Source organism: Hymenobacter translucens, assembly GCF_020685205.1.
Classification (GTDB): domain Bacteria; phylum Bacteroidota; class Bacteroidia; order Cytophagales; family Hymenobacteraceae; genus Hymenobacter; species Hymenobacter translucens.
This window is the reverse complement of record NZ_JAJERB010000002.1, coordinates 785,858-803,429: the sequence shown is the minus strand read 5'-3', so window position 1 is coordinate 803,429 and position 17,572 is coordinate 785,858. Positions and strand designations below refer to the sequence as shown.

Annotated in this window: 17 protein-coding genes and 1 tRNA gene; 3 read left to right on the top strand and 15 right to left on the bottom strand. The window is 59.7% G+C overall.

The window, feature by feature from the left end; genetic code table 11:
* Positions 1-357: 357 nt before the first annotated feature.
* The 5 genes from LJY25_RS07115 to tsaB all read right to left on the bottom strand — a co-directional run bounded on the left by LJY25_RS07115 (position 358) and on the right by tsaB (position 5,778).
* Complete coding sequence (locus tag LJY25_RS07115) at positions 358-1,662, bottom strand: serine hydrolase (RefSeq protein ID WP_227607616.1); 1,305 nt, start codon at positions 1,660-1,662, stop codon at positions 358-360.
* Between the two features lie 90 nt (positions 1,663-1,752).
* On the bottom strand, positions 1,753-2,970 hold the full coding sequence (locus LJY25_RS07110) for a hypothetical protein (RefSeq protein WP_227607615.1): 1,218 nt from the start codon (positions 2,968-2,970) through the stop codon (positions 1,753-1,755).
* A gap of 67 nt (positions 2,971-3,037) precedes the next feature.
* Complete coding sequence (locus tag LJY25_RS07105; protein ID WP_227607614.1) at positions 3,038-4,363, bottom strand: APC family permease; 1,326 nt, start codon at positions 4,361-4,363, stop codon at positions 3,038-3,040.
* Positions 4,364-4,501: 138 nt separating this feature from the next.
* Positions 4,502-5,014, bottom strand: coding sequence for a DUF2480 family protein (locus LJY25_RS07100; protein WP_227607613.1), 513 nt, complete (start codon positions 5,012-5,014; stop codon positions 4,502-4,504).
* A 71-nt stretch (positions 5,015-5,085) separates the two neighbouring features.
* The gene (tsaB, locus tag LJY25_RS07095; RefSeq protein ID WP_227607612.1) at positions 5,086-5,778 is read right to left on the bottom strand and encodes a tRNA (adenosine(37)-N6)-threonylcarbamoyltransferase complex dimerization subunit type 1 TsaB; all 693 of its coding nucleotides are present in this window, start codon (positions 5,776-5,778) and stop codon (positions 5,086-5,088) included.
* Between the two features lie 251 nt (positions 5,779-6,029).
* Between tsaB and LJY25_RS07090 the strand changes: the two genes are divergently transcribed.
* Positions 6,030-6,743, top strand: coding sequence for a GAF domain-containing protein (locus LJY25_RS07090; protein WP_227607611.1), 714 nt, complete (start codon positions 6,030-6,032; stop codon positions 6,741-6,743).
* 89 nt (positions 6,744-6,832) lie between these two features.
* On the opposite strand, the gene LJY25_RS07085 is transcribed toward LJY25_RS07090, so the two are convergent.
* The 3 genes from LJY25_RS07085 to rpmH are packed head-to-tail and all read right to left on the bottom strand — an operon-like array spanning position 6,833 to position 9,185.
* A complete protein-coding gene (locus tag LJY25_RS07085) occupies positions 6,833-8,542 on the bottom strand; it encodes a S41 family peptidase (protein ID WP_227607609.1) in 1,710 nt (569 codons plus the stop codon).
* A gap of 27 nt (positions 8,543-8,569) precedes the next feature.
* The gene (locus tag LJY25_RS07080; RefSeq protein ID WP_227607608.1) at positions 8,570-8,986 is read right to left on the bottom strand and encodes a ribonuclease P protein component; all 417 of its coding nucleotides are present in this window, start codon (positions 8,984-8,986) and stop codon (positions 8,570-8,572) included.
* A gap of 40 nt (positions 8,987-9,026) precedes the next feature.
* Complete coding sequence (gene rpmH / locus LJY25_RS07075) at positions 9,027-9,185, bottom strand: 50S ribosomal protein L34 (protein WP_044000868.1); 159 nt, start codon at positions 9,183-9,185, stop codon at positions 9,027-9,029.
* A 221-nt stretch (positions 9,186-9,406) separates the two neighbouring features.
* Between rpmH and LJY25_RS07070 the strand changes: the two genes are divergently transcribed.
* Positions 9,407-11,137 carry a M61 family metallopeptidase gene (locus LJY25_RS07070; protein WP_227607607.1) on the top strand — a complete coding sequence of 577 codons (1,731 nt, stop codon included), beginning with the start codon at positions 9,407-9,409 and terminating at the stop codon, positions 11,135-11,137.
* A 160-nt stretch (positions 11,138-11,297) separates the two neighbouring features.
* On the opposite strand, the gene LJY25_RS07065 is transcribed toward LJY25_RS07070, so the two are convergent.
* From LJY25_RS07065 to LJY25_RS07050, 4 genes are all read right to left on the bottom strand, one after another.
* Entirely contained in the window at positions 11,298-11,645 is a 348-nt protein-coding gene (locus LJY25_RS07065; RefSeq protein WP_227607604.1) for a hypothetical protein, read from the bottom strand.
* 141 nt (positions 11,646-11,786) lie between these two features.
* Positions 11,787-12,737: a PfkB family carbohydrate kinase gene (locus LJY25_RS07060; protein ID WP_227607603.1), complete on the bottom strand. Its 951-nt coding sequence runs from the start codon at positions 12,735-12,737 to the stop codon at positions 11,787-11,789.
* Positions 12,738-12,832: 95 nt separating this feature from the next.
* Positions 12,833-12,909 (bottom strand) — tRNA-His (locus LJY25_RS07055).
* Positions 12,910-13,006: 97 nt separating this feature from the next.
* Positions 13,007-13,252, bottom strand: coding sequence for a hypothetical protein (locus LJY25_RS07050; RefSeq protein ID WP_227607602.1), 246 nt, complete (start codon positions 13,250-13,252; stop codon positions 13,007-13,009).
* A gap of 337 nt (positions 13,253-13,589) precedes the next feature.
* On the opposite strand from LJY25_RS07050, the gene LJY25_RS07045 reads away from it, so the two are divergent.
* Complete coding sequence (locus tag LJY25_RS07045; RefSeq protein WP_227607600.1) at positions 13,590-15,002, top strand: DEAD/DEAH box helicase; 1,413 nt, start codon at positions 13,590-13,592, stop codon at positions 15,000-15,002.
* Between the two features lie 205 nt (positions 15,003-15,207).
* Here LJY25_RS07045 and LJY25_RS07040 read toward each other — a convergent pair whose 3' ends face one another.
* The 3 genes from LJY25_RS07040 to LJY25_RS07030 all read right to left on the bottom strand — a co-directional run bounded on the left by LJY25_RS07040 (position 15,208) and on the right by LJY25_RS07030 (position 17,443).
* Positions 15,208-15,612 (bottom strand): hypothetical protein, encoded by a 405-nt coding sequence (locus tag LJY25_RS07040; protein WP_227607598.1) that lies wholly within the window; start codon positions 15,610-15,612, stop codon positions 15,208-15,210.
* A gap of 230 nt (positions 15,613-15,842) precedes the next feature.
* On the bottom strand, positions 15,843-16,520 hold the full coding sequence (gene upp, locus LJY25_RS07035) for a uracil phosphoribosyltransferase (protein ID WP_227607597.1): 678 nt from the start codon (positions 16,518-16,520) through the stop codon (positions 15,843-15,845).
* Entirely contained in the window at positions 16,508-17,443 is a 936-nt protein-coding gene (locus LJY25_RS07030; RefSeq protein WP_227607594.1) for a GNAT family N-acetyltransferase, read from the bottom strand. Before LJY25_RS07030 ends, upp begins: the two co-directional genes overlap by 13 nt.
* Between the last annotated feature and the right edge of the window lie 129 nt (positions 17,444-17,572).

The window sequence follows — 17,572 nt, the reverse complement described above, 5'->3', positions numbered from 1 at the left end:
CGTTTGCTACCGGAAGCGGCTTTCGTTTCGGGAGGACAAAGGTACGAAACCATTGTCGAGTTTGTCAAGTCTTTTTTCAACTTTTTGAAGATTGCGCTTCGTTGACAGTGGGCTTAACAAACCATCCCGGGAAAGAAGTTCAAAGACGTTGATGTCTTTTTTTCCGCACCGCGTTTCGGATTGGGAGTGCAAAAGTGGGGGTTGAATCTGACGATTGCAAGGGCTGCACAAAAATATTTTCAACCTTTCATGCCCCTCTATCGTAGCCGCCCCTTCAGCGCACTGTGATACAACCATTTGACGGCCCCGGATAGTTCACGGGCATCTAAAAAATTTCAATGGTTTTCTGCGAACAGCTCACGGGAAGGTAAACAGAGCTCCAAAATCGGGCTTAAACACGCGTTTACGACGGTTCTCATACTCACCGACCACTTGTCCGAGCCTGGCCAAAAAAGGCAGCCCGACTGATGCATATTCATACCTGCCGTCGTTGATGATACCATCCTTATTAACGTACAGCACCGCACTCAGCATAAACTCGGTCTGCCGGACGGAATCGGCGAAGTAGGCTACATCAGCCAGATAGCCGTGGGACATCCCTACTATATTATAGACACGCAGGCCGGGTTGAGCCTTGGCCTCGGGGCGGCGACCATAGTACAGGTACTTCTTGTAAGCATCAAAATAGCCCGCAGCGGCATACGGCCGGTACCCGGAACCATGGGGCGTGGCCTGCAGGTAGTAGCGTAGAAACGCATAATCGGCGGAAGTCAGGCTGAAGCGGCGGCTGGCCTCAACTGTTTCGGGGAAAAGCACGGCCTGTAGCATACCGGTGATGTCAGCCAGAGGCAGGTAATTCGCCGTCGTGAAATCGTAGGGCTCCGCCACAATACGTCCCCCAGACTGATAACCCCTCCCCTTTCGAATGCTCCCCAGTGGATAGCCCAGGGAGCGGGTGTTAACAGCCGCAGGCTGCTGATACACTTTTTCACCGTCCTTATTATAGAAGCTGATGGGGTTGGTGTGGCGGTTGGCTGCGGTGTCGCAGGGAGCAAAGCGGCGGACGATCCGTGCGGCCGGGTAGCCCAGGGCCCACAGCCGCTCGTTCAGGGGGCGCTGCCCCAGAAACTCATACAGGCGGTTATAGGCCGTGTTGTCACTAACCAGCAGCATCCGGCGAGCATAGTTCCCCACGTTGTTCACCCGTTCGGCGTCGGCACCCGGCCGGTGAGGCGCGGGGGTCTGACAGCGGAAAGCAACGCCGGTAGCCATAGGGGAATTCAGCGAAAGGCCCGGCTGGCGGAGCTGGTTGAGTTTTTCGAGCGACAGCGCCACGACCGGCAGCTTTACCAGGCTAGCCGGGTTGAAATACTGCCGGGCATCCAGTCGATAGGTGTGGCGCACGAAAGCAGGCTGGTTTCGGGCATCCCGGTTGATCTGGGTATAGATAATCTGCAGCTCGTAAGAAGCGGCCCGACGCGCTACAGCCGTCAGTTGCGCATCTGTATGCAGCAGACTATCGAGCAGCGGGCTATCCGTTGGGGTGGGATTCGGCGCTGGCGCCTGGGCAGCAACGGGTGACGAGACAAAAAATCCGGCAGCCAGCAGCTCGTACAACAGCACTACCAGCGGGTAAAAGCCCAACAACCGAACAGAAGCCATAATGCAGGGAAAGAAAGCCAGAGTCAGTAAACGCAGCGGGGGCTGGAATGTCCACATCCCGGCCCCCACAGACTCTCCTATTATATACTGCTAGCTTGACGGCGCATTCCGACGGCGGGCCAGCAGCAGGTTGGAATCGTTTTGCCGCCAGTTGTAGCCGGTTCCAAACGGCAGGGGGCGCGGGCGGTGCACGGTATCGGAGTAGATCTTGGTCAGTTCGGGCTGGTAGTGCTTGGCGAACAGGTTGATGGGCCGGCGGTAGTTGCCGTAGTAAATCAGCTGCCAGTCGGTGGGGCGGAAATACTTCATGGCAATGCCGGAGTCGTCCTGCAGGATGTACTGGCTGCGCTCCAGAATCAGGTTGCGCACCTTCGAGAAGTAGGGTTTGTGCATCAGGTAGGTGGCCGACTTGACATAAGTCAGCAGCGGGCCCAGGCTTTTCACATAGGTGAGGATGGCCTCCTTCGTAACGCCCAGCTTCCAGTCGCTCAGGTCGGCCGAAAAGTAGTAGGCCTTTTTTTCCTGACCATCCGGAGCGCGAAATGTCATTTCAACGCCGGGAATAAGCTTGGGATTGGGTTGATGGCTGGCCGTATCAGCTGGCTGCAGCTGGCCCTGGGCATCGAGGTGCACATACTTCACCTCGGTTACCTGGTTACCGGTACGAGCCGCGAAGAGCATCATCAAAGGCAGAGCACCATCCAGCTCCACCGACTTCAGGTCTTTGGCCATGTCGTTGGTCCGGAAAAAGCTGAACTCGAGCACTGACCAGATCGACGCTTTTACCGCCGAGAAAAGCCGGGGATTCCCGAGAACCTGGCGGCTTGGTACCGTGCCGACCGGCTCCAGCCCTACCAGCACATACGTCTGGCTGGTCGGAAACATGGTTACCGCATTCAGGAAATCAGGTCCGCTGAACGGGTAAAATACCGTTGGGCTGGCCTGGCGCACGGAATCCAGCTCCTGGGTGGCCCACTCCTGGATCCGGTCGGTGCGGGTGCGGTGGTACTGCGCCCAGCTCTTATCGGCATCGGCGGCAAACGCCATCCAACCGGGCTGCCGGGCTATTTCCTGCAACTCACTCTGGCGGCTGGGCTTCATTCCGGCCAGAAATGCGGCTACGTCGTGCACGTAGGCTGTATCCGGGGCAGCCGGTGGGGTGGGTACAGGGGCTGCAGCTCGGGTAGTGTCGGGCAGGGCAGCAACAGTAGCAGGCTGGTGGTTTTCCTGAGCTGATTGCTGCTCGGAGCAGGATGTAAACGAAGCCACTAAAGCCGGCACGAGCAGCCAGCGGATAGAAAAGTGCATAGAATAAGGAAGAACAAGGCCAAGCCGGGCGGCTTGCTTCAAGGGGCCGAAATATACTGCCTTTCCCCTATGCGTTCGGCTGTTGGCCAGCAACCGGACCCCGGCTCAGGTAGTACACAGCCAGCCCTACCAGCACCGTTCCCAGCCCGGCCAGGGACTCAACCGGCTTGTCGCGCAGAATAAACACGAGCGTCCAGCCATTGAGCAGCAGAAAGAGCAGGGGCGTGAGCGGATAGCCCCAGGCCCGGTAGGGTCGGTCCAGCTCCGGCTGCCGCCAGCGCAGAATAAACAGTCCGAGCACCGTCAGAAAAGTAAAAAGACTGAGCACGAAGCCAGCGTAGAGCAGCACCTGGTCGAAGGTTGCCGTCAGGATAAAAGCCAGGGAAAGGGCGGTCTGCAGCACCATGGCCCGGACCGGGATGCCCCGGGCGCTACGATGCGCGAGGGCCCGCAGCCCCGGCAGGTCCTCCCCCATCACCTGCACGATGCGGGGGCCGGCAAAAATCATGGCGCTGACGGTCGAAACCAGCAGCACGGCTATAACGCCCCCCATCAACCGGCCAATGGCAGGGCCAAAGATGCTGGTAGCCGCCACGTAGCCCACCTCCAGCTGACCGGCCAGCCGGGCGACGGGCGTCGAGTATAGAAAGATAAAGTTGAGGCCGACATATAATACGAGTACGACCACCGTGCCGATAAGCAGAATGCGGGGCAGGTTGCGCTGGGGCGCGTCCACTTCCCCGGTCATGTACACCGCCGCGTTCCAGCCCGAATAGGCGTAGGACACATACACGAGCGAAACCGCAAATGCCGGGCTCAGCACCTCCAACCAGGCCGGGGCCTGGGAAGCAAAGGAAACCGGCTGGGGCGCAGACATCAGGAATCCGGCGCCGATGAATACGACCAGCACGACTACCTTGACCGCCGTAAAGGCTACCTGCAGGCGGCTGCCGGCGCGCTGACTTGAGGCGTGCACCAGCGTAAGCGCCACTACCACGCCCACCGAAAGCAACTGGGGATTCAGCTGCGGCAGCACGCTATTGGCGTAGCGTCCGAGGGCCATTGCGGCCAGGGCCGTGGGGGCCGCAAAACCAACCGTAGCCGAAACCCAACCCGACAGAAAGCCTACGGCGGGATGGTAAATCCGGGACAGATAGTGGTACTCCCCGCCGGAGCGGGGCATGGCCGCGGCCAGCTCACCGTAGCAAAGCGCTCCACACAGGGCAATAAGTCCGCCCACTACCCAGAGCATAAGCAGGGCAAACCCACTTTTGATGGTCAGTACCTGAAAGCCCAGGCTGGTAAATACGCCCGTGCCCACCATGTTGGCAATGACGATGGCCGCTCCCGTGTACAAGCCGATTTTATAGACGGGAGCAGATGACTGGGACATAGAAAGGCGTTTGCGCGCCTAAAGATGCGGACCTTTTGCATGTAGCTCGATCGGAAGCCGGAAAAGTCAGTGCGCCGGCTTTCTACCCGAGGGGCAGGAAACCGGCGCACTGACTTTTCCCACGCAGGAATTATCGGCTTACTGGGCTTTCGGGCGCTTGTAGAGGGGTACCGTGCTGCAAGGCTCCCCGTACATTACGCTTGATACGACCGGCAGCAGCTTTTGCATGATGGCGACGTAGGCGTAGGTAGGTACCGGAACCGAGCCGCAGCCTTTTACCACCACTTTGGCGTCGCGGTAGTCTTCCGGATTTATCTGGGCAATGGCTTCGTGGAACAGCTCCTGCTCCAGGGCTTCGAGGTTGCCGAATACGTAGCGGTGGGCGTGGTTCTGCAGCTTGGTAGCCAGCAGCATATAGGCCCAGGTCGGCACAATGGCATCGGCGGAGCAGATAATGGCCACGTTCTTTCCATCAAACTGGCTCCAGTCGTGGGTTTTGATAAACTCCCGAAAGTCCTTTTCCCGCAGAATCAGGCCGTGGAAGAGGTTGTCCTTGATATCGTAGACTACCCGCTCACCAGGATGAATCAGTTCTTCCAGGTTGAAGGTAGTAAGCGCACTTTGCGCAACGCGGTTGATAAGATCTTCCATAATTGTAAGGTGAAAATGCGGGCAGCAAACCCACGTTTAGTATCAGTTGGCGCCTGGGCCCCAATCAGGAGCTAGCGGGCTTTCGGCGTCGTGGTATGAACTTCCTTTAAGTAGAATGGCTCGTAGTACGCAACGTCGTGGAACTCCTGACGCTCGAATGCCCCCTGCGCCAGAGCTCCTACCGCACTGGCAGAGGGCTCTATGCCTTTCAGAAAGCCCGCATTGGGCTGCCCGGCTACCAAGAGCTGAAACTTGCCAGCGCCATTCCCAAAGAATAACAAACGGTGGTGGGTTAATTGTTCGCTCAGCGTTTCGGAATCAAGAATGAGCGGGGCCGGAGCCAGCAGTTCCTCGCCGGTGTGGGAATACAGCCCGCTGTACACCTCCATCCGACGGGCATCGAGCATAGGGCAGTAGCGGTACCGGTCGGCTTCTGCCGTAACCTGAGCTACCTGGTACGCCAGGGCCTGCAGCGTACTAATGGCCAGCAGCGGAATGTTAAGCGCAAAGCAAAGCCCCTTGGCTGCCGCCGCCCCGATGCGGAGCCCGGTGTAAGAGCCTGGGCCATCCGAAACAGCCACCGCGGCCAGGTCCGCCAGCCCGTGCTGAGTGTTGGCGAGCAGCTGCTCAACCAGCACGCTCAGGTGAGTTGAGTGCGACTTCTCCAGCCGCAGCTCCGACTGCCCCAGCAGCTTTCCGTCGCGGTGCAAAGCCACGGAGCAAACGGGAGAAGAGGTTTCGAGAGAGAGAATCAGCGTGGACATACGGCAAAGGTACGCCGGTGCTGGCAGTCTTGCGCATGGGCCGCCCGAAGCGGATAGGTTGAGAAAACTTCCTCGAATCCGTTTGCCCCAACTTTTGCTCTTGTTTACCGTAGTGAGCAAATCCTTAGTGGCTGGACAGTACACCTGACCGTATCAGCGCTCTGTAGCCCACGGGAAATACCCCGCTGCGGTGGTACCGGCGCCTCGTACTGAGCGTAGCTCCGGCCGCTCAGCTTCCAGCCAGAAGTAAAATGCCAGTTGATAAATCCAAGCTAGTCCCCGCCAACGAACCCCAACGGCTGCAGGCACTGGCCCGCTACTCTATTGCCGGCACCGCGCCGGAAAAGCTTTTTGACGACTGGGCCTGCCTGGTAGCCAAGCTGTTCGAGACTCCGATTGCGCTGGTTTCCCTTGTCACCCAGGACGAGGTATTCTTTAAAGCCAACTATGGCCTGCCCGGGGCGGTACAGGTACCGCGGGAAGACAGTATGTGCTCGGTGGCTGTTCTGAAGGAAGAGCCCGTGGTGTACGAAGACCTAAATAAAAAGCCCTGCGACCTGGTTAACCCACAGGTAGCTCAGTCGCTGAATCTGCGTTTCTATGCCGGAGTGCCCCTGCGTGACCCCCAGGGCCATACCCTGGGCAGCTTGTGCGTGATTGATCGGGAAGCGCGCAAGTTTACTGAGCAGGAAACCGAACTCCTGACCCGCCTGGCCGCCGTTACCATGCGCACCATTGAGCTGCGGCTGGCCGCTAAGCAGCAGGTTAACGCGAACAATGCCCAGCTTCAGCTGGCCTACGATGCCCTGCATTATTCGATGGACCGCATCAGTGACCTGGTCCGGGAAAAGAAGACGGGCGTCGCCGCCACCGACAAGCGGGAAAAGGAGTTTCGCTACCGCGTAGCCTCCGAAATCCTAGATTACGTGAACCGCTTCGTAGGCGGCACCCTAACACTGGTATAGCGCCCTTTTGCCTGGGTTCGTTTCAAACCGGTTATAAACCAAGAAGCAGCCCCCGGTCGGAGGCTGCTTCTTGGTTTATCGGGGCGGAGCTATTGTTTGCCGCCAGCCGTCTTGCGGTTGGCTTCGGGGCGGGTCTTGGCTTCCGGGGTGCCGGGCTTGAGCAGGGCAGTGTAGCGCGGCGTGTCATTGATGACCGCCAGCGCCGTGAGGATGTTGGGGTCGTCGTCGAACGTAGCCTCAATCTGGCCTTTCTGGAAGTAGTAGCGCGACACAATCTCCTGCTCCAGCAGCTCCCGGATTTCCGGCTTGAAGCGGGTCAGGTCGTTGGCTTTGTTGGTCGAGACCTTCTTGCGCATGGCTTCCAGCTCGTTTTTCACGTCGTCGTAGTGCTTTTCGGCCTTGGCTTTTTTGGCAATGTCGGCCAGGCTCTTCTCCATGTCGGTGCTGTAGTTGATGTCCTTGCCGGACAGGTACTGCACAAACTTCTGGTAATCGGCGTCGGAAAGCTGAAACTCCCGGGCTGGGGCAATGGAGGGGTGCTCCGACCGGTAGCGGGTAGCAAAGTCGAATACGTAGCTCTTGGTGAGCAGCACACGGGTGATGTCGGCAATTTCCTTTTCCACCACTTCCACGTCCGGGGCTACTCCTCCCCCATCGTACACGGCGCGGCCGCTCTGGGTTTTAAAGGCGGTGCGCAGCGAATCGGGCACTTTGCCCAGGGTGCCGTCATCGGCCCGGTGAGAGTAGTCGATTTCCTGAATGCAGCGCCCACTCGGAATGTAGTACTTGGCCGTCGTTACTTTTAGCTGGGAGTTGTAGGACAGGGGCCGGGTGGCCTGTACGAGGCCCTTGCCGAAGGTTCGCTCGCCCACAATCACGGCGCGGTCGTAGTCCTGCAGCACACCCGACACGATTTCGGCAGCCGAAGCCGAACGGTTGCTGGTAATCACGACGACCGGAATCTGGGTGTCGAGGGGCTGGTCCAGGGCCTTGTAGGTTTTGTTCCACTCCGTGACCTTGCCCTTCGTGCTTACCACGTCGAGGCCCTTGTCCACGAAGATATTGGAGATGTTGACAGCCTCGTTGAGCAGTCCGCCGGGGTTATCGCGGATGTCGAACACGATTTTCTTCGCGCCCATCTCCTTGAGCTTGGTTACGGCCATTCGGGTTTCCTTGCCGGCATCCACCGTGAAGCCCGACAGCTGGAAGTAGCCGATAGTCGGCGTCAGCATACCGTAGTACGGCACATTGTCCACCTGAATCTTGTCGCGGGTGATGTCGACCTGTACCGGCTTTTCCTGCCCGTAGCGCGTCACTTCCAGCTTCACAATCGAGTTGGCCTGGCCCTTCAGCAGCTTGCTGATATCGGAATTCGACTTCTTGTCGACCACGATGCCGTTGATGGTCAGGATTTCGTCGCCGGGAAGCAGGCCGGCTTTCTGGGCCGGGTAGCCTTCGTAAGCAGCCTGTACCACCGTTTTGCCGTTGCGCTTCACGACCACCGCCCCGATGCCGCCGTACTGCCCGGTCGTCATGGTGCGGAAGTCCTCGATATCGTCCTCGGGAATGTAGTTGGTATAGGGGTCAAGCGACTTGAGCATCGCGTCGATGCCCGTCTTGACCAGCTTGGCGGGCGTAATCTCGTCCACGTAGTACGTATTCACCTCCTTGAACAGCGTAGCGAAGATGTCGAGGTTCTTCGCAATCTCGAAATACCGCTCGTTGTCGGAAGCACTTCGGAAGGAGGCCAGAAGCACGGAGCTACCCAGCACGAGGCCGGCAAGATACTTTTTACGCATAAAGGGGCGGAAAACGGAATATACTGCTTACAATACGGACGCCATTCCCGGCTGGGAGGTTGCGTCGGGTAGTAAACGCTCCAGCCCTGAAATTAATTTTTTTTCCACCAAGGAGAAAGGCTTTTTTTCCTTGCCGGTATAGATAATGCCAAGCAGCCCTACGCCGTGACCGTCAGGGGCTTCGGTGAGCCGGTGCTTGTTGAGGCGGTAGGCCTCCCGAATCAGGCGCTTAAGATAGTTGCGGTCAACGGCGCGCTTAAAGGTGCGCTTCGAGACGCTGATCAGTACCTGGGGCGGGGCCGCAGTAGGTGCTGGGGCCGGCAGCCAGATCAGCCGCAGGGGGTATAAACCAAAAGAAGAACCCTGTGCAAAGAGCTCAGTGATGAGCTTCTTACGGCACAGATGTTCTTCTTTCGGAAACGAGAAACGGCGCGCACCTGGCATGGGAGCAGACAGGAACGGCTCGGCAGTAGCCGTCAGCGGCTTAGCGCTTATGACGGCCTTCGTCGGATACGGTCAGGCGCTTGCGGCCTTTGGCACGGCGACGGGCGATTACGCTACGGCCGTTTACAGTCTCCATGCGGGAGCGGAAGCCGTGCTTGTTGCGGCGCTTGCGCTGCGAAGGTTGAAAAGTACGTTTCATGATATATTGAAGGACTCAGTGACAGGTAAGGCCGGCAAAGGTAAGACCTTGATTTGGAAAAGGCAATGCTTGAGCGCGGTTTTTCAGCGGGGCGGCTTTCTGCGCGGTATTGAGGCAGTTTCCCCTATCACCAAGCCCCTGCGCGCCGTATGATCTACGCTGCCTTTCCAGCCTCTTCCTGCTAGCTTTACCCGTCTGTCCCGCTCTGCGCTCTGTTCTCCATGATTCACTACCACGTATCCTTCGCCAACCCGCTCACCTTTTACGTGCAGGTGCAGCTGACTTTCGACGTGCCGGCTGAAGCCGGGGCAGTGGAGCTGCAGCTGCCCGCCTGGCGGCCCGGGCGCTACGAGCTGCAGAACTTCGCCCAGAAGATTCAACGCGTGACAGCCATACGGGCCGGCTCGACCAACGCCCTGCCCCTGCGCAAGCTCACCAAGGACCGGTGGGAAGTCAGCGGCGCGGCCGGCCTTACGGTGCAGGTGCAGTACAATTTCTACGCCCACCAGATGGACGCCGGGGGTTCCTGGCTCGATGAAAGCCAGCTGTACCTGAACGGGGTGCAGTGCTTTATGTACGTGGAGGGCCGCCAGCAGGAGCCATGCCAGCTGACGCTGGACTTGCCGGAAAACTGGCAGATTGCCTGCGGAATGCCGCAGAGTGGCCCGAACACGCTGCTGGCGCAGGACTTCGAGCAGCTCGTCGACAGCCCGCTGATTGCCAGTCCCACGCTGGACCATCGCACGTACTCGGCCCAGGGCCTGCCTTTCTACGTCTGGATGCAGGGCGAGTGCACGCCCGACTGGACACGGCTGATTCGGGACTTCACGGCTTTCAGCGAGGAGCAACTGGCGTTGTTCGGCTCGTTTCCGGTGGCCGACTACCACTTCCTTAATCAGATCCTGCCGTACAAGCACTACCACGGCGTGGAACACTCCAACTCGACCGTCATCACGCTGGGGCCGGCCGAGCTGCTGATGACCGAAGGGCTGTACAAGGAGTTTCTGGGCGTGAGCTGCCACGAGCTGTTTCACACCTGGAACATCAAGAGCATCCGGCCCGCCGAGATGCTGCCCTACGACTACACCAAGGAAAACTACTTCCGTACCTGCTACATCGCCGAGGGCATCACCACCTACTACGGCGAGTACCTGCTGGCCCGGGCCGGCGTGCGGACGGCCGAACAGTACTTTGCCGAGCTGAACACCGTGCTGCGCAAGCATTACGACGATTACGGCCGCTTCAACCTGTCGCTGGCCGACGCCTCGATGGATCTGTGGCTCGACGGCTACAAGCCCGGCGTGCCCGACCGCAAGGTATCAGTGTACCACAAGGGCGCCCTAGTGGCGCTGCTGCTCGACCTGACGCTGCGTCGCCTGAGCCAGCACCAGCGCAGCCTCGACGACGTGATGCGCCGCCTGTGGCTGGAATTCGGACAGCCCGGCATCGGCTACACCGAAGAAGACTACGTCCGCATCGTGAATGAGGTAGCCGGGCGCGACATGAAAACCTACTTCGACAAGTTCGTGTACGGCACAGCCCCGCTGGAAGAGCCGCTGAGCAAGGCCCTGGAGCTGGTGGGCTGCGTGCTGCTGGTCGAGGAAAACGCCTCGGAGGCCGAGGGCACGTTTGGCTTCCGCACTACCGTCAAGAACGAGCGGACCGAGGTTACCGACATCCTGCCCGACTCCCCTGCCGCCGCGGCTCTGACCGTGGACGACGAGATTATAGCCGTGAATGGCCGCAAGGTCGCCATGAACCTGCAAACCCTGCTGGCCGATGAGCAGGACACCTATGAGCTGAGCGTATTTCGCCAGAACCGCCTGCTGACCGTTACCCTCACGGCCAACCCGGAGCAGCGCTACTGGCAGAAGCTGACGGTAGAAAAGAACCCTGACGCCACGCCCGAACAGCAGGCCAGCTTCACCAAGTGGCTAAAGCAGGCGTTTTAAGCTATTAGCTAGTAGCTGACAACCGTCAGCTTTCAACTGTCTGGCACGGCCAGGCAGCTAATCATCAATGCACAAAAAAGGCCCCATCAGAATCATCTGACGGGACCTTTTTGTTTTATCCGAGGCCAAAAAGCTAACGGCTATCAGCTAAGAGCTAAAATTAATCGGCTCGGCTGCCGGGGCCTTTCTCGGCGTTGGTCTTGTCCAGCGACATCGGGTTGTTGCCCTGCGGGTTGTTGCGGGGCTTGTTGACCGGCGAGGTGCGCTGCTCCTCGTTGTTGCCGCCGCCCGGCGTGTTGTTCTTGGTGGGGTTACCGGCTTCGTTGAGGCCGTTCTGGTTTACGTTCTGCATCTGGGTGCCACCGCTGTTGGAGTGGGGCTCGCCTTTGTGCAGCTGCGGGTCAGCCCCCGAGCCGTCCTGCTGCTGGTTTTGCTGATTTTCCTTGTTCTGGGCGCGCTGGTGGGACTTCTCCGAGTTGGTAGGCGCTTTATCTTGGTGCTTGCTCATAGCGGTAGGGGCTTAAGTGGGAAAGTTCTTAGGCGTTGTACCGGGCCGGCTGGCAAATGGTTGTGGTTGGCTATTCATAAAGAAACCCCGCCGGCCCCAGAACGGGCCAGCGGGGTTGATCCTAAAAAGTGGATTAGCAGCTTACTGCGCGTTCTGCACAGCCGAAACGGGTACCACCGCCACGAGGTCAGCAAACTGCTGCTCCCGGGCCTCAATTTCTTCGGTCGACAGGTTCAGGAGCCGCTCGGTGCCGAACTTCTCCACGCAGAACGAGGCCATGGCCGAGCCGTGCACCACGGCACGCTTCATGTTATCGAAGGTGATGTCGTCGGTGGCGGCGAGGTAGCCGATAAAGCCACCCGCGAAGGTGTCGCCGGCGCCAGTGGGGTCGAATACTTCTTCCAGGGGCAGGGCCGGGGCGTAGAACAGTTTCAGCTTGTCCTTGACCTTGTGGAACAGCAGGGCGCCGTGCTCGCCCTTCTTGATGATGAGAAACTTGGGGCCCATCTCCATGATCTTCTTGGCCGCCTTTACCAGGGAGTACTCGCCCGACAGCTGCCGCGCTTCCTCATCGTTGATGCTGAGCACGTCTACCATCTCGATGGTGGCAATAAGCTCTTCCAGGGCAATGTCCATCCAGAAGTTCATCGTGTCCATCACAATCAGCTTGGGACGGTTCACGAGGCGCTGAATCACGAGGCGCTGCACCTGGGGCGCCAGGTTACCCAGCATCAAATACTTGCAGTCTTGGTAGGAATCGGGCAGGATGGGGTCGAAATCGGCCAGCACGTTGAGCTCGGTGACGAGCGTCTCGCGCGAGTTCAGGTCCTTGGAGTAGATGCCCGACCAGAAAAACGACTTTTCGCCCTGCTTGATCTGCAGGCCTTCGGTATCGACGCCGTGCTCCTGCAGCAGCAGGATGTCGGACTGGGGAAAGTCGTCGCCGACTACGGCTACCAGCTTCACCGGCTTCAGCGAGTAGGAAGCCGACAGGCTGATGTAGGTGGCGGCGCCACCGATGATTTTGTCGGTTTTGCCAAAGGGGGTTTCCAGGGCGTCGAACGCCACTGAGCCGATTACGACCAAGCTCATAGACTGATGGGTAAAGTGGGGGTCATGCAGGTTTGCAGTGCTAACAACAGCACAAGAAACAAAAAAAAGTCCCCGGGGCGCCGGGGACTTTTCAGTGGGGTAAGTAATGGGGCTCGAACCCACGACCTTCGGAATCACAATCCGACGCTCTAACCAGCTGAGCTATACCTACCGTGTGGGGTATTGGAGCGACAAAAGTAGAATTCCGGGCGGGTTTTTCAAAGGAAAGCCGCTTTTTTTTACGCTGCCCTTCCCCTACTCCTGCCGCCTCAGGCCTTTAGCAACTGCTGGGTTACCCCCGCCACCGCCCCCCACACGGCCGTGACAAACAGCGTTAGGCCCACGCAAAGAGCAATCCGCAGCCCCCGGGGCCGCTCACTGCGCATGATGCTCAGGTTGGCAAATGTGCCGGCAGCGCCAATGCCGCCCCCTAAAAGGCCACCGGCAATAAGCAGCACCATGGGCAGGCAGGCTACCACGTACTCCCATTTCGCCAGCGGCTTGCTCAGCTGCACGGGCTGCGGCTTCCGGCACAGGGTCGTAGAAGCGGGTTTTCAGAGTCAGCCGGCGCCGGCTACCATCCGACATGGGCACAACGAAGGCCAATTCCTGGTCAAAAGCGCCGTATTTAGGCTCCTGACGCAGCTCCTGCTCATCGGCGTACAATTTGGTGCGGCCCGTCCACACCGAGCGGTCCAGGCGGAGGCTGGGGCTGTGGGGGTCGTTGAGAGTAAAATCTATTTTCATTGAAATGAGTTGCTGAGTCGCCTGATTTCAGGCTTGACAAGCTACCGGAAACTTTCCGGGAATCCGAAACCGTACCTTTGTGATTCGCAATATCCTTTCAGTGTCATGTCCGAGTCGCCTGCCCCCGTTTCCTTCGCCGATTTCAAGCTCAACAAGCAGCTGCTGACGGCCGTGGCCGAAGCGGGCTTTGAAACGCCAACCCCGGTGCAGCAGAAAACCATTCCGCTGCTGCTGGCGGGCCACGACGTGCTGGGCATCGCCCAGACCGGCACCGGCAAAACCGCCGCGTTCGGCCTGCCGCTGCTGATGAAGGTGAAGTACGCCCAGGGCCAGCACCCCCGCGCCCTGATCCTGGCGCCCACCCGGGAGCTGGCCATGCAGATCGAGACCCACCTCAAGACCCTGGCCGTCAATACCGACCTGCGCATCTACGCCATCTACGGCGGCCTGGGGCCGAAAACGCAGATTGAGACCATTGCCAAGGGCCTCGACGTGCTCATTGCCACGCCCGGCCGCCTGCTGGAGCTGTACCTGAAGGGCGACCTGGTGCTGAAAGAGCTGAAGACGCTGGTGCTGGACGAAGCCGACAAGATGATGGATATGGGCTTTATGCCCCAGCTCCACCGCATCCTGGAGGTGATTCCGCGCAAGCGCCAGAACATGCTGTTCTCGGCCACGATGTCGCCGCGGGTGACGACGCTGAGCGAAGAATTCCTGGAAGACCCGATGCGCGTTGAAGTGACGCCCTCGGCCGCCCCGGCGCAGACGGTAACCCAGACGCTGTACCGGGTGCCGAACCTGCTCACCAAGATCAACCTGCTGGAGTACCTGATGCTGGACTGGGACACCTTTACCCGGGTCATGATCTTCTGCCGTACCAAGGAGCACGCCGACAACGTGGCGCACTTCCTGAACCGTAAAGTGGTGGGCGAGGTGCGGGCCATCCACGGCAACAAGGGCCAGAACGCCCGCATCAACGCCATGGACGAGTTCCGGGCCGGCGACCTGCGCTTCCTGGTAGCCACCGATGTAGCCGCCCGCGGCATCGACGTGCCGCTGGTCAGCCACGTCATCAACTTCGACGTGCCGCTGATGTACGACGACTATGTGCACCGTATCGGGCGCACGGGCCGGGCCCAGCACACCGGGGCGGCCATCACCTTCGCCAACGACGCCGAGATGCACCACATCGGCCGTATCGAGGAGCTGATTCAGCAGAAAATCGAGGAGTTGCCCCTGCCCGAGGTAGTAAAGGTGATGCCAACGCCTTTCGAGGAGCAGCAGAACATGGACCGGGAGGTGGATGAGCGCCGCCGCAAGACTGACCCGGAGTACAAAGGCGCGTTCCACGAAAAGAAGACGCCGCTTCAAAAGGATATTGACAAGCGGACCGGCAGAGCGTATGTGGAAGGCCCGAACCGAAGCGTGAAGGGAACCAAGAAAAACCCCTCGAAGGGCCGCAGCCAGTCGCCCGCCGCCAAGGGAGCAGCCAAACTGCGCAACAGCCGAAAAAAATAGCTTTTATCAGCTACAAGCTGCAAGCTTTTTTGTCGTTGTCATCCTGAGCTTGCGAAGGACCTCCCACTGACTACCTGCAAAAGCCAAATCATGCAAAAGCCCTTTACCATTGCTGGTAAAGGGCTTTTGCGTTTCAAACAAAGTAACCTGCCCTATCAGAGGCAGACGGCTGATATCAGAATGACCAAAAAAGCTTGCCGCTTATTCAATGAAAAATCGGCAGGTGGCTGAACTTGACGGCTACGAAGGTGAGCACAAGGCCCCAGAAAACGGCGCTCCAGAGCATGTGCAGCATAATTTCGAAGCGGGGCACGTGCAGCTGGGTGGCAATGACGGTGCCGCCGATGGGGCTGAACAGAATCGGGGTGAGGAAGGCAATGCCGGCCATGCCGAAGCGCCGGAACACGCCTACGATGCGGCGGCTGTTCTTGCTGAACAGGGGCTTACCCTTTTCGGTGCGGCGCTTGCGCTGGTGCAGGGCCCACATCCGCCCTACCCCCGACACAACCAGCACGGTCGTCATCATGCCCGCTACCGTCAGGCCCCAGGTAAAGCAGAACGGCAGCCCCGCGGCGGCCCCGGCAATGGGGCCGCCAAAAAACTTGACCATGCTCAGCAGGAACACCGAGGCGTATTTTAAGACATGAGGTAGCACGACCGCGAAAAACAGGTTGGGTGAAACAACGCCCTGCTGCAGAAGGCGGGTACCAATTTACAACTTCCGGCGGGGAGTAAGGTGGTTTTTGGTTTATGGTTATCGGTTTTTGGCACGTCCACCCGGCGGCTGGAAACCGCCAGCAATAACCATAAACCAAAAAACGAACAACCAAAAACCAGCCCCTACAGCTTGCTGCCGTACGACAGGTCGCCGGCGTCGCCGAGGCCCGGCACGATGTAGGCGTGCTCGTTCAGGTGGTCATCGATGGCCGCTACCCAGAGCGTGGCTTCGGGAATTTCGCGGGTCACATACGCCACGCCCTCCGGGCTGGCAATGACGGCGGCAATGTGCACCTGCCGGGGCTGCCCGAAGCGCAGCATGGCCCGGTACGTCTGCACCAGCGACTTGCCGCTGGCCAGCATCGGGTCGGCCAGGATCAGCACCCGCTCATTCAGGGAAGGAGCCGAGAGGTAGTCGACCTGCACCTGCACCTGGGCCGTGCCCTCAATGCGGTAGGCGGCGGCAAACGCGCTGGGTGACTGGTCGAAGTAGTTCAGAAAACCCTGGTGAAAGGGCAGCCCGGCCCGCAGCACGGTGGCCAGCACCGGGAAGTCGTGCAGCTGCTTGCTCACCGACTCCCCCAGTGGCGTCGTTACCGTCTGGTCGGTATAGCTGAGGTGGGCGCTGATGCGGTAGGCCATGATTTCGCCCAGGCGCTGCAGGTTGCGGCGGAAGCGCAGGGAGTCGCTCTGCACGTTCACGTCGCGCAGCTCGGCCAGAAAGTGGTTGGCAATGGATGGCTCGGCGCACACGACGTGGACGCGGTTGGAAAGCGGGTCGGCGGGGGTTAGGACAGCCATTGCAGGTACCAGGGCTTATGATGAAAGGAAACCGCCGCGTAAGAAGCCGGCGTGGCGCCGAAGTTGGCGAAAAAACGGGCAATGGACGGTATCATGCTGCCTTCGAAGTCGAGCACCAGTCCGGGTGTACCGGCGTGCAGCCGGATTTCGTGGTCGAGCAGCAACAGCGGGGCTCCGGCCTGCTTGCCTGCCGCCGAAGCTGCTGCAAACAGATAGATCAGCCGGCGGGGGTGGCGCACGAAAAGGGCGCTGGCCAGCAGCTCTCCGGTCTGCGGCTGCTCAACCTCCCAGATCTGCACTTCGTGTCGGGGCCGCAATGCCCCGTACAGGTATTCCAGCTGCCGGTAGTGCCCTTTGTGGAGCCCGGCGGCCCGGCCCCTCTCGGCTTTAAACAGCCGGGCCGCTTCTTTCAGGGAGTTCGTCCCGACTACCTGCAGCTCGGCCCGCTGCTGAAGCTGGCGCAGACGGCGGCGGTAGTCGGCCGCGTAACCGGCCAGCAGCGTTTCATAAGCGGGTGAGAGGTCGAGCAGATACGTCTGGCGCTCATTTAGGGTGAAGCCGGGCGGAGGGGCGGGCAGCGCGTTGCCGGTGTTCAGCTGCTGGTAGAAGCGGGGAAAGTGGCCGGCCGCCAGCGTCAGGAACTCGGGCAGCTCGTGCCGCGACGATGCGGTGCTCAGCAAACCCAGCTGCTGGGTGAAAGCGGGCTGGTAGGCTTCGCGGCCCCAGGGCCGGCGCTTGTACGGCAACGGCAGCAAAGCCACGTACTGTCCCTGCGGGCCAGTTTCCACCACCGCATCCCAGCGCCCCGCCACGGCATGCAGCCACCAAGAGTGCGCGTAGGGCACGGCCTCCCGGGCAGAAGCCACGCACGCGTCCCAGGCAGCGAGGTTAAGTTCGGAATAGCGCAGGTAGCGAAGCGGCACAGGATAGTGAATCAGGAGCCTAAAAATGGCAAGAAAAACGCTGCCGCTTCGACCAGCACGCCGGAAGATGGCTGATGCAGGGCGCAGGAACCGGCCCGGGCGCTGGGATAGCGGGCAACTGCGTAGGTT

Bases quoted from the DNA above. Each gene is read 5' to 3' on its own strand.
- LJY25_RS07115 (WP_227607616.1), bottom strand. From the start codon at position 1,662: ATGGCTTCTGTTCGGTTGTTGGGCTTTTACCCGCTGGTAGTGCTGTTG.
- LJY25_RS07110 (WP_227607615.1), bottom strand. From the start codon at position 2,970: ATGCACTTTTCTATCCGCTGGCTGCTCGTGCCGGCTTTAGTGGCTTCG.
- LJY25_RS07105 (WP_227607614.1), bottom strand. From the start codon at position 4,363: ATGTCCCAGTCATCTGCTCCCGTCTATAAAATCGGCTTGTACACGGGA.
- LJY25_RS07100 (WP_227607613.1), bottom strand. From the start codon at position 5,014: ATGGAAGATCTTATCAACCGCGTTGCGCAAAGTGCGCTTACTACCTTC.
- tsaB (WP_227607612.1), bottom strand. From the start codon at position 5,778: ATGTCCACGCTGATTCTCTCTCTCGAAACCTCTTCTCCCGTTTGCTCC.
- LJY25_RS07090 (WP_227607611.1), top strand. From the start codon at position 6,030: ATGCCAGTTGATAAATCCAAGCTAGTCCCCGCCAACGAACCCCAACGG.
- LJY25_RS07085 (WP_227607609.1), bottom strand. From the start codon at position 8,542: ATGCGTAAAAAGTATCTTGCCGGCCTCGTGCTGGGTAGCTCCGTGCTT.
- LJY25_RS07080 (WP_227607608.1), bottom strand. From the start codon at position 8,986: ATGCCAGGTGCGCGCCGTTTCTCGTTTCCGAAAGAAGAACATCTGTGC.
- rpmH (WP_044000868.1), bottom strand. From the start codon at position 9,185: ATGAAACGTACTTTTCAACCTTCGCAGCGCAAGCGCCGCAACAAGCAC.
- LJY25_RS07070 (WP_227607607.1), top strand. From the start codon at position 9,407: ATGATTCACTACCACGTATCCTTCGCCAACCCGCTCACCTTTTACGTG.
- LJY25_RS07065 (WP_227607604.1), bottom strand. From the start codon at position 11,645: ATGAGCAAGCACCAAGATAAAGCGCCTACCAACTCGGAGAAGTCCCAC.
- LJY25_RS07060 (WP_227607603.1), bottom strand. From the start codon at position 12,737: ATGAGCTTGGTCGTAATCGGCTCAGTGGCGTTCGACGCCCTGGAAACC.
- LJY25_RS07045 (WP_227607600.1), top strand. From the start codon at position 13,590: ATGTCCGAGTCGCCTGCCCCCGTTTCCTTCGCCGATTTCAAGCTCAAC.
- LJY25_RS07040 (WP_227607598.1), bottom strand. From the start codon at position 15,612: ATGGTCAAGTTTTTTGGCGGCCCCATTGCCGGGGCCGCCGCGGGGCTG.
- upp (WP_227607597.1), bottom strand. From the start codon at position 16,520: ATGGCTGTCCTAACCCCCGCCGACCCGCTTTCCAACCGCGTCCACGTC.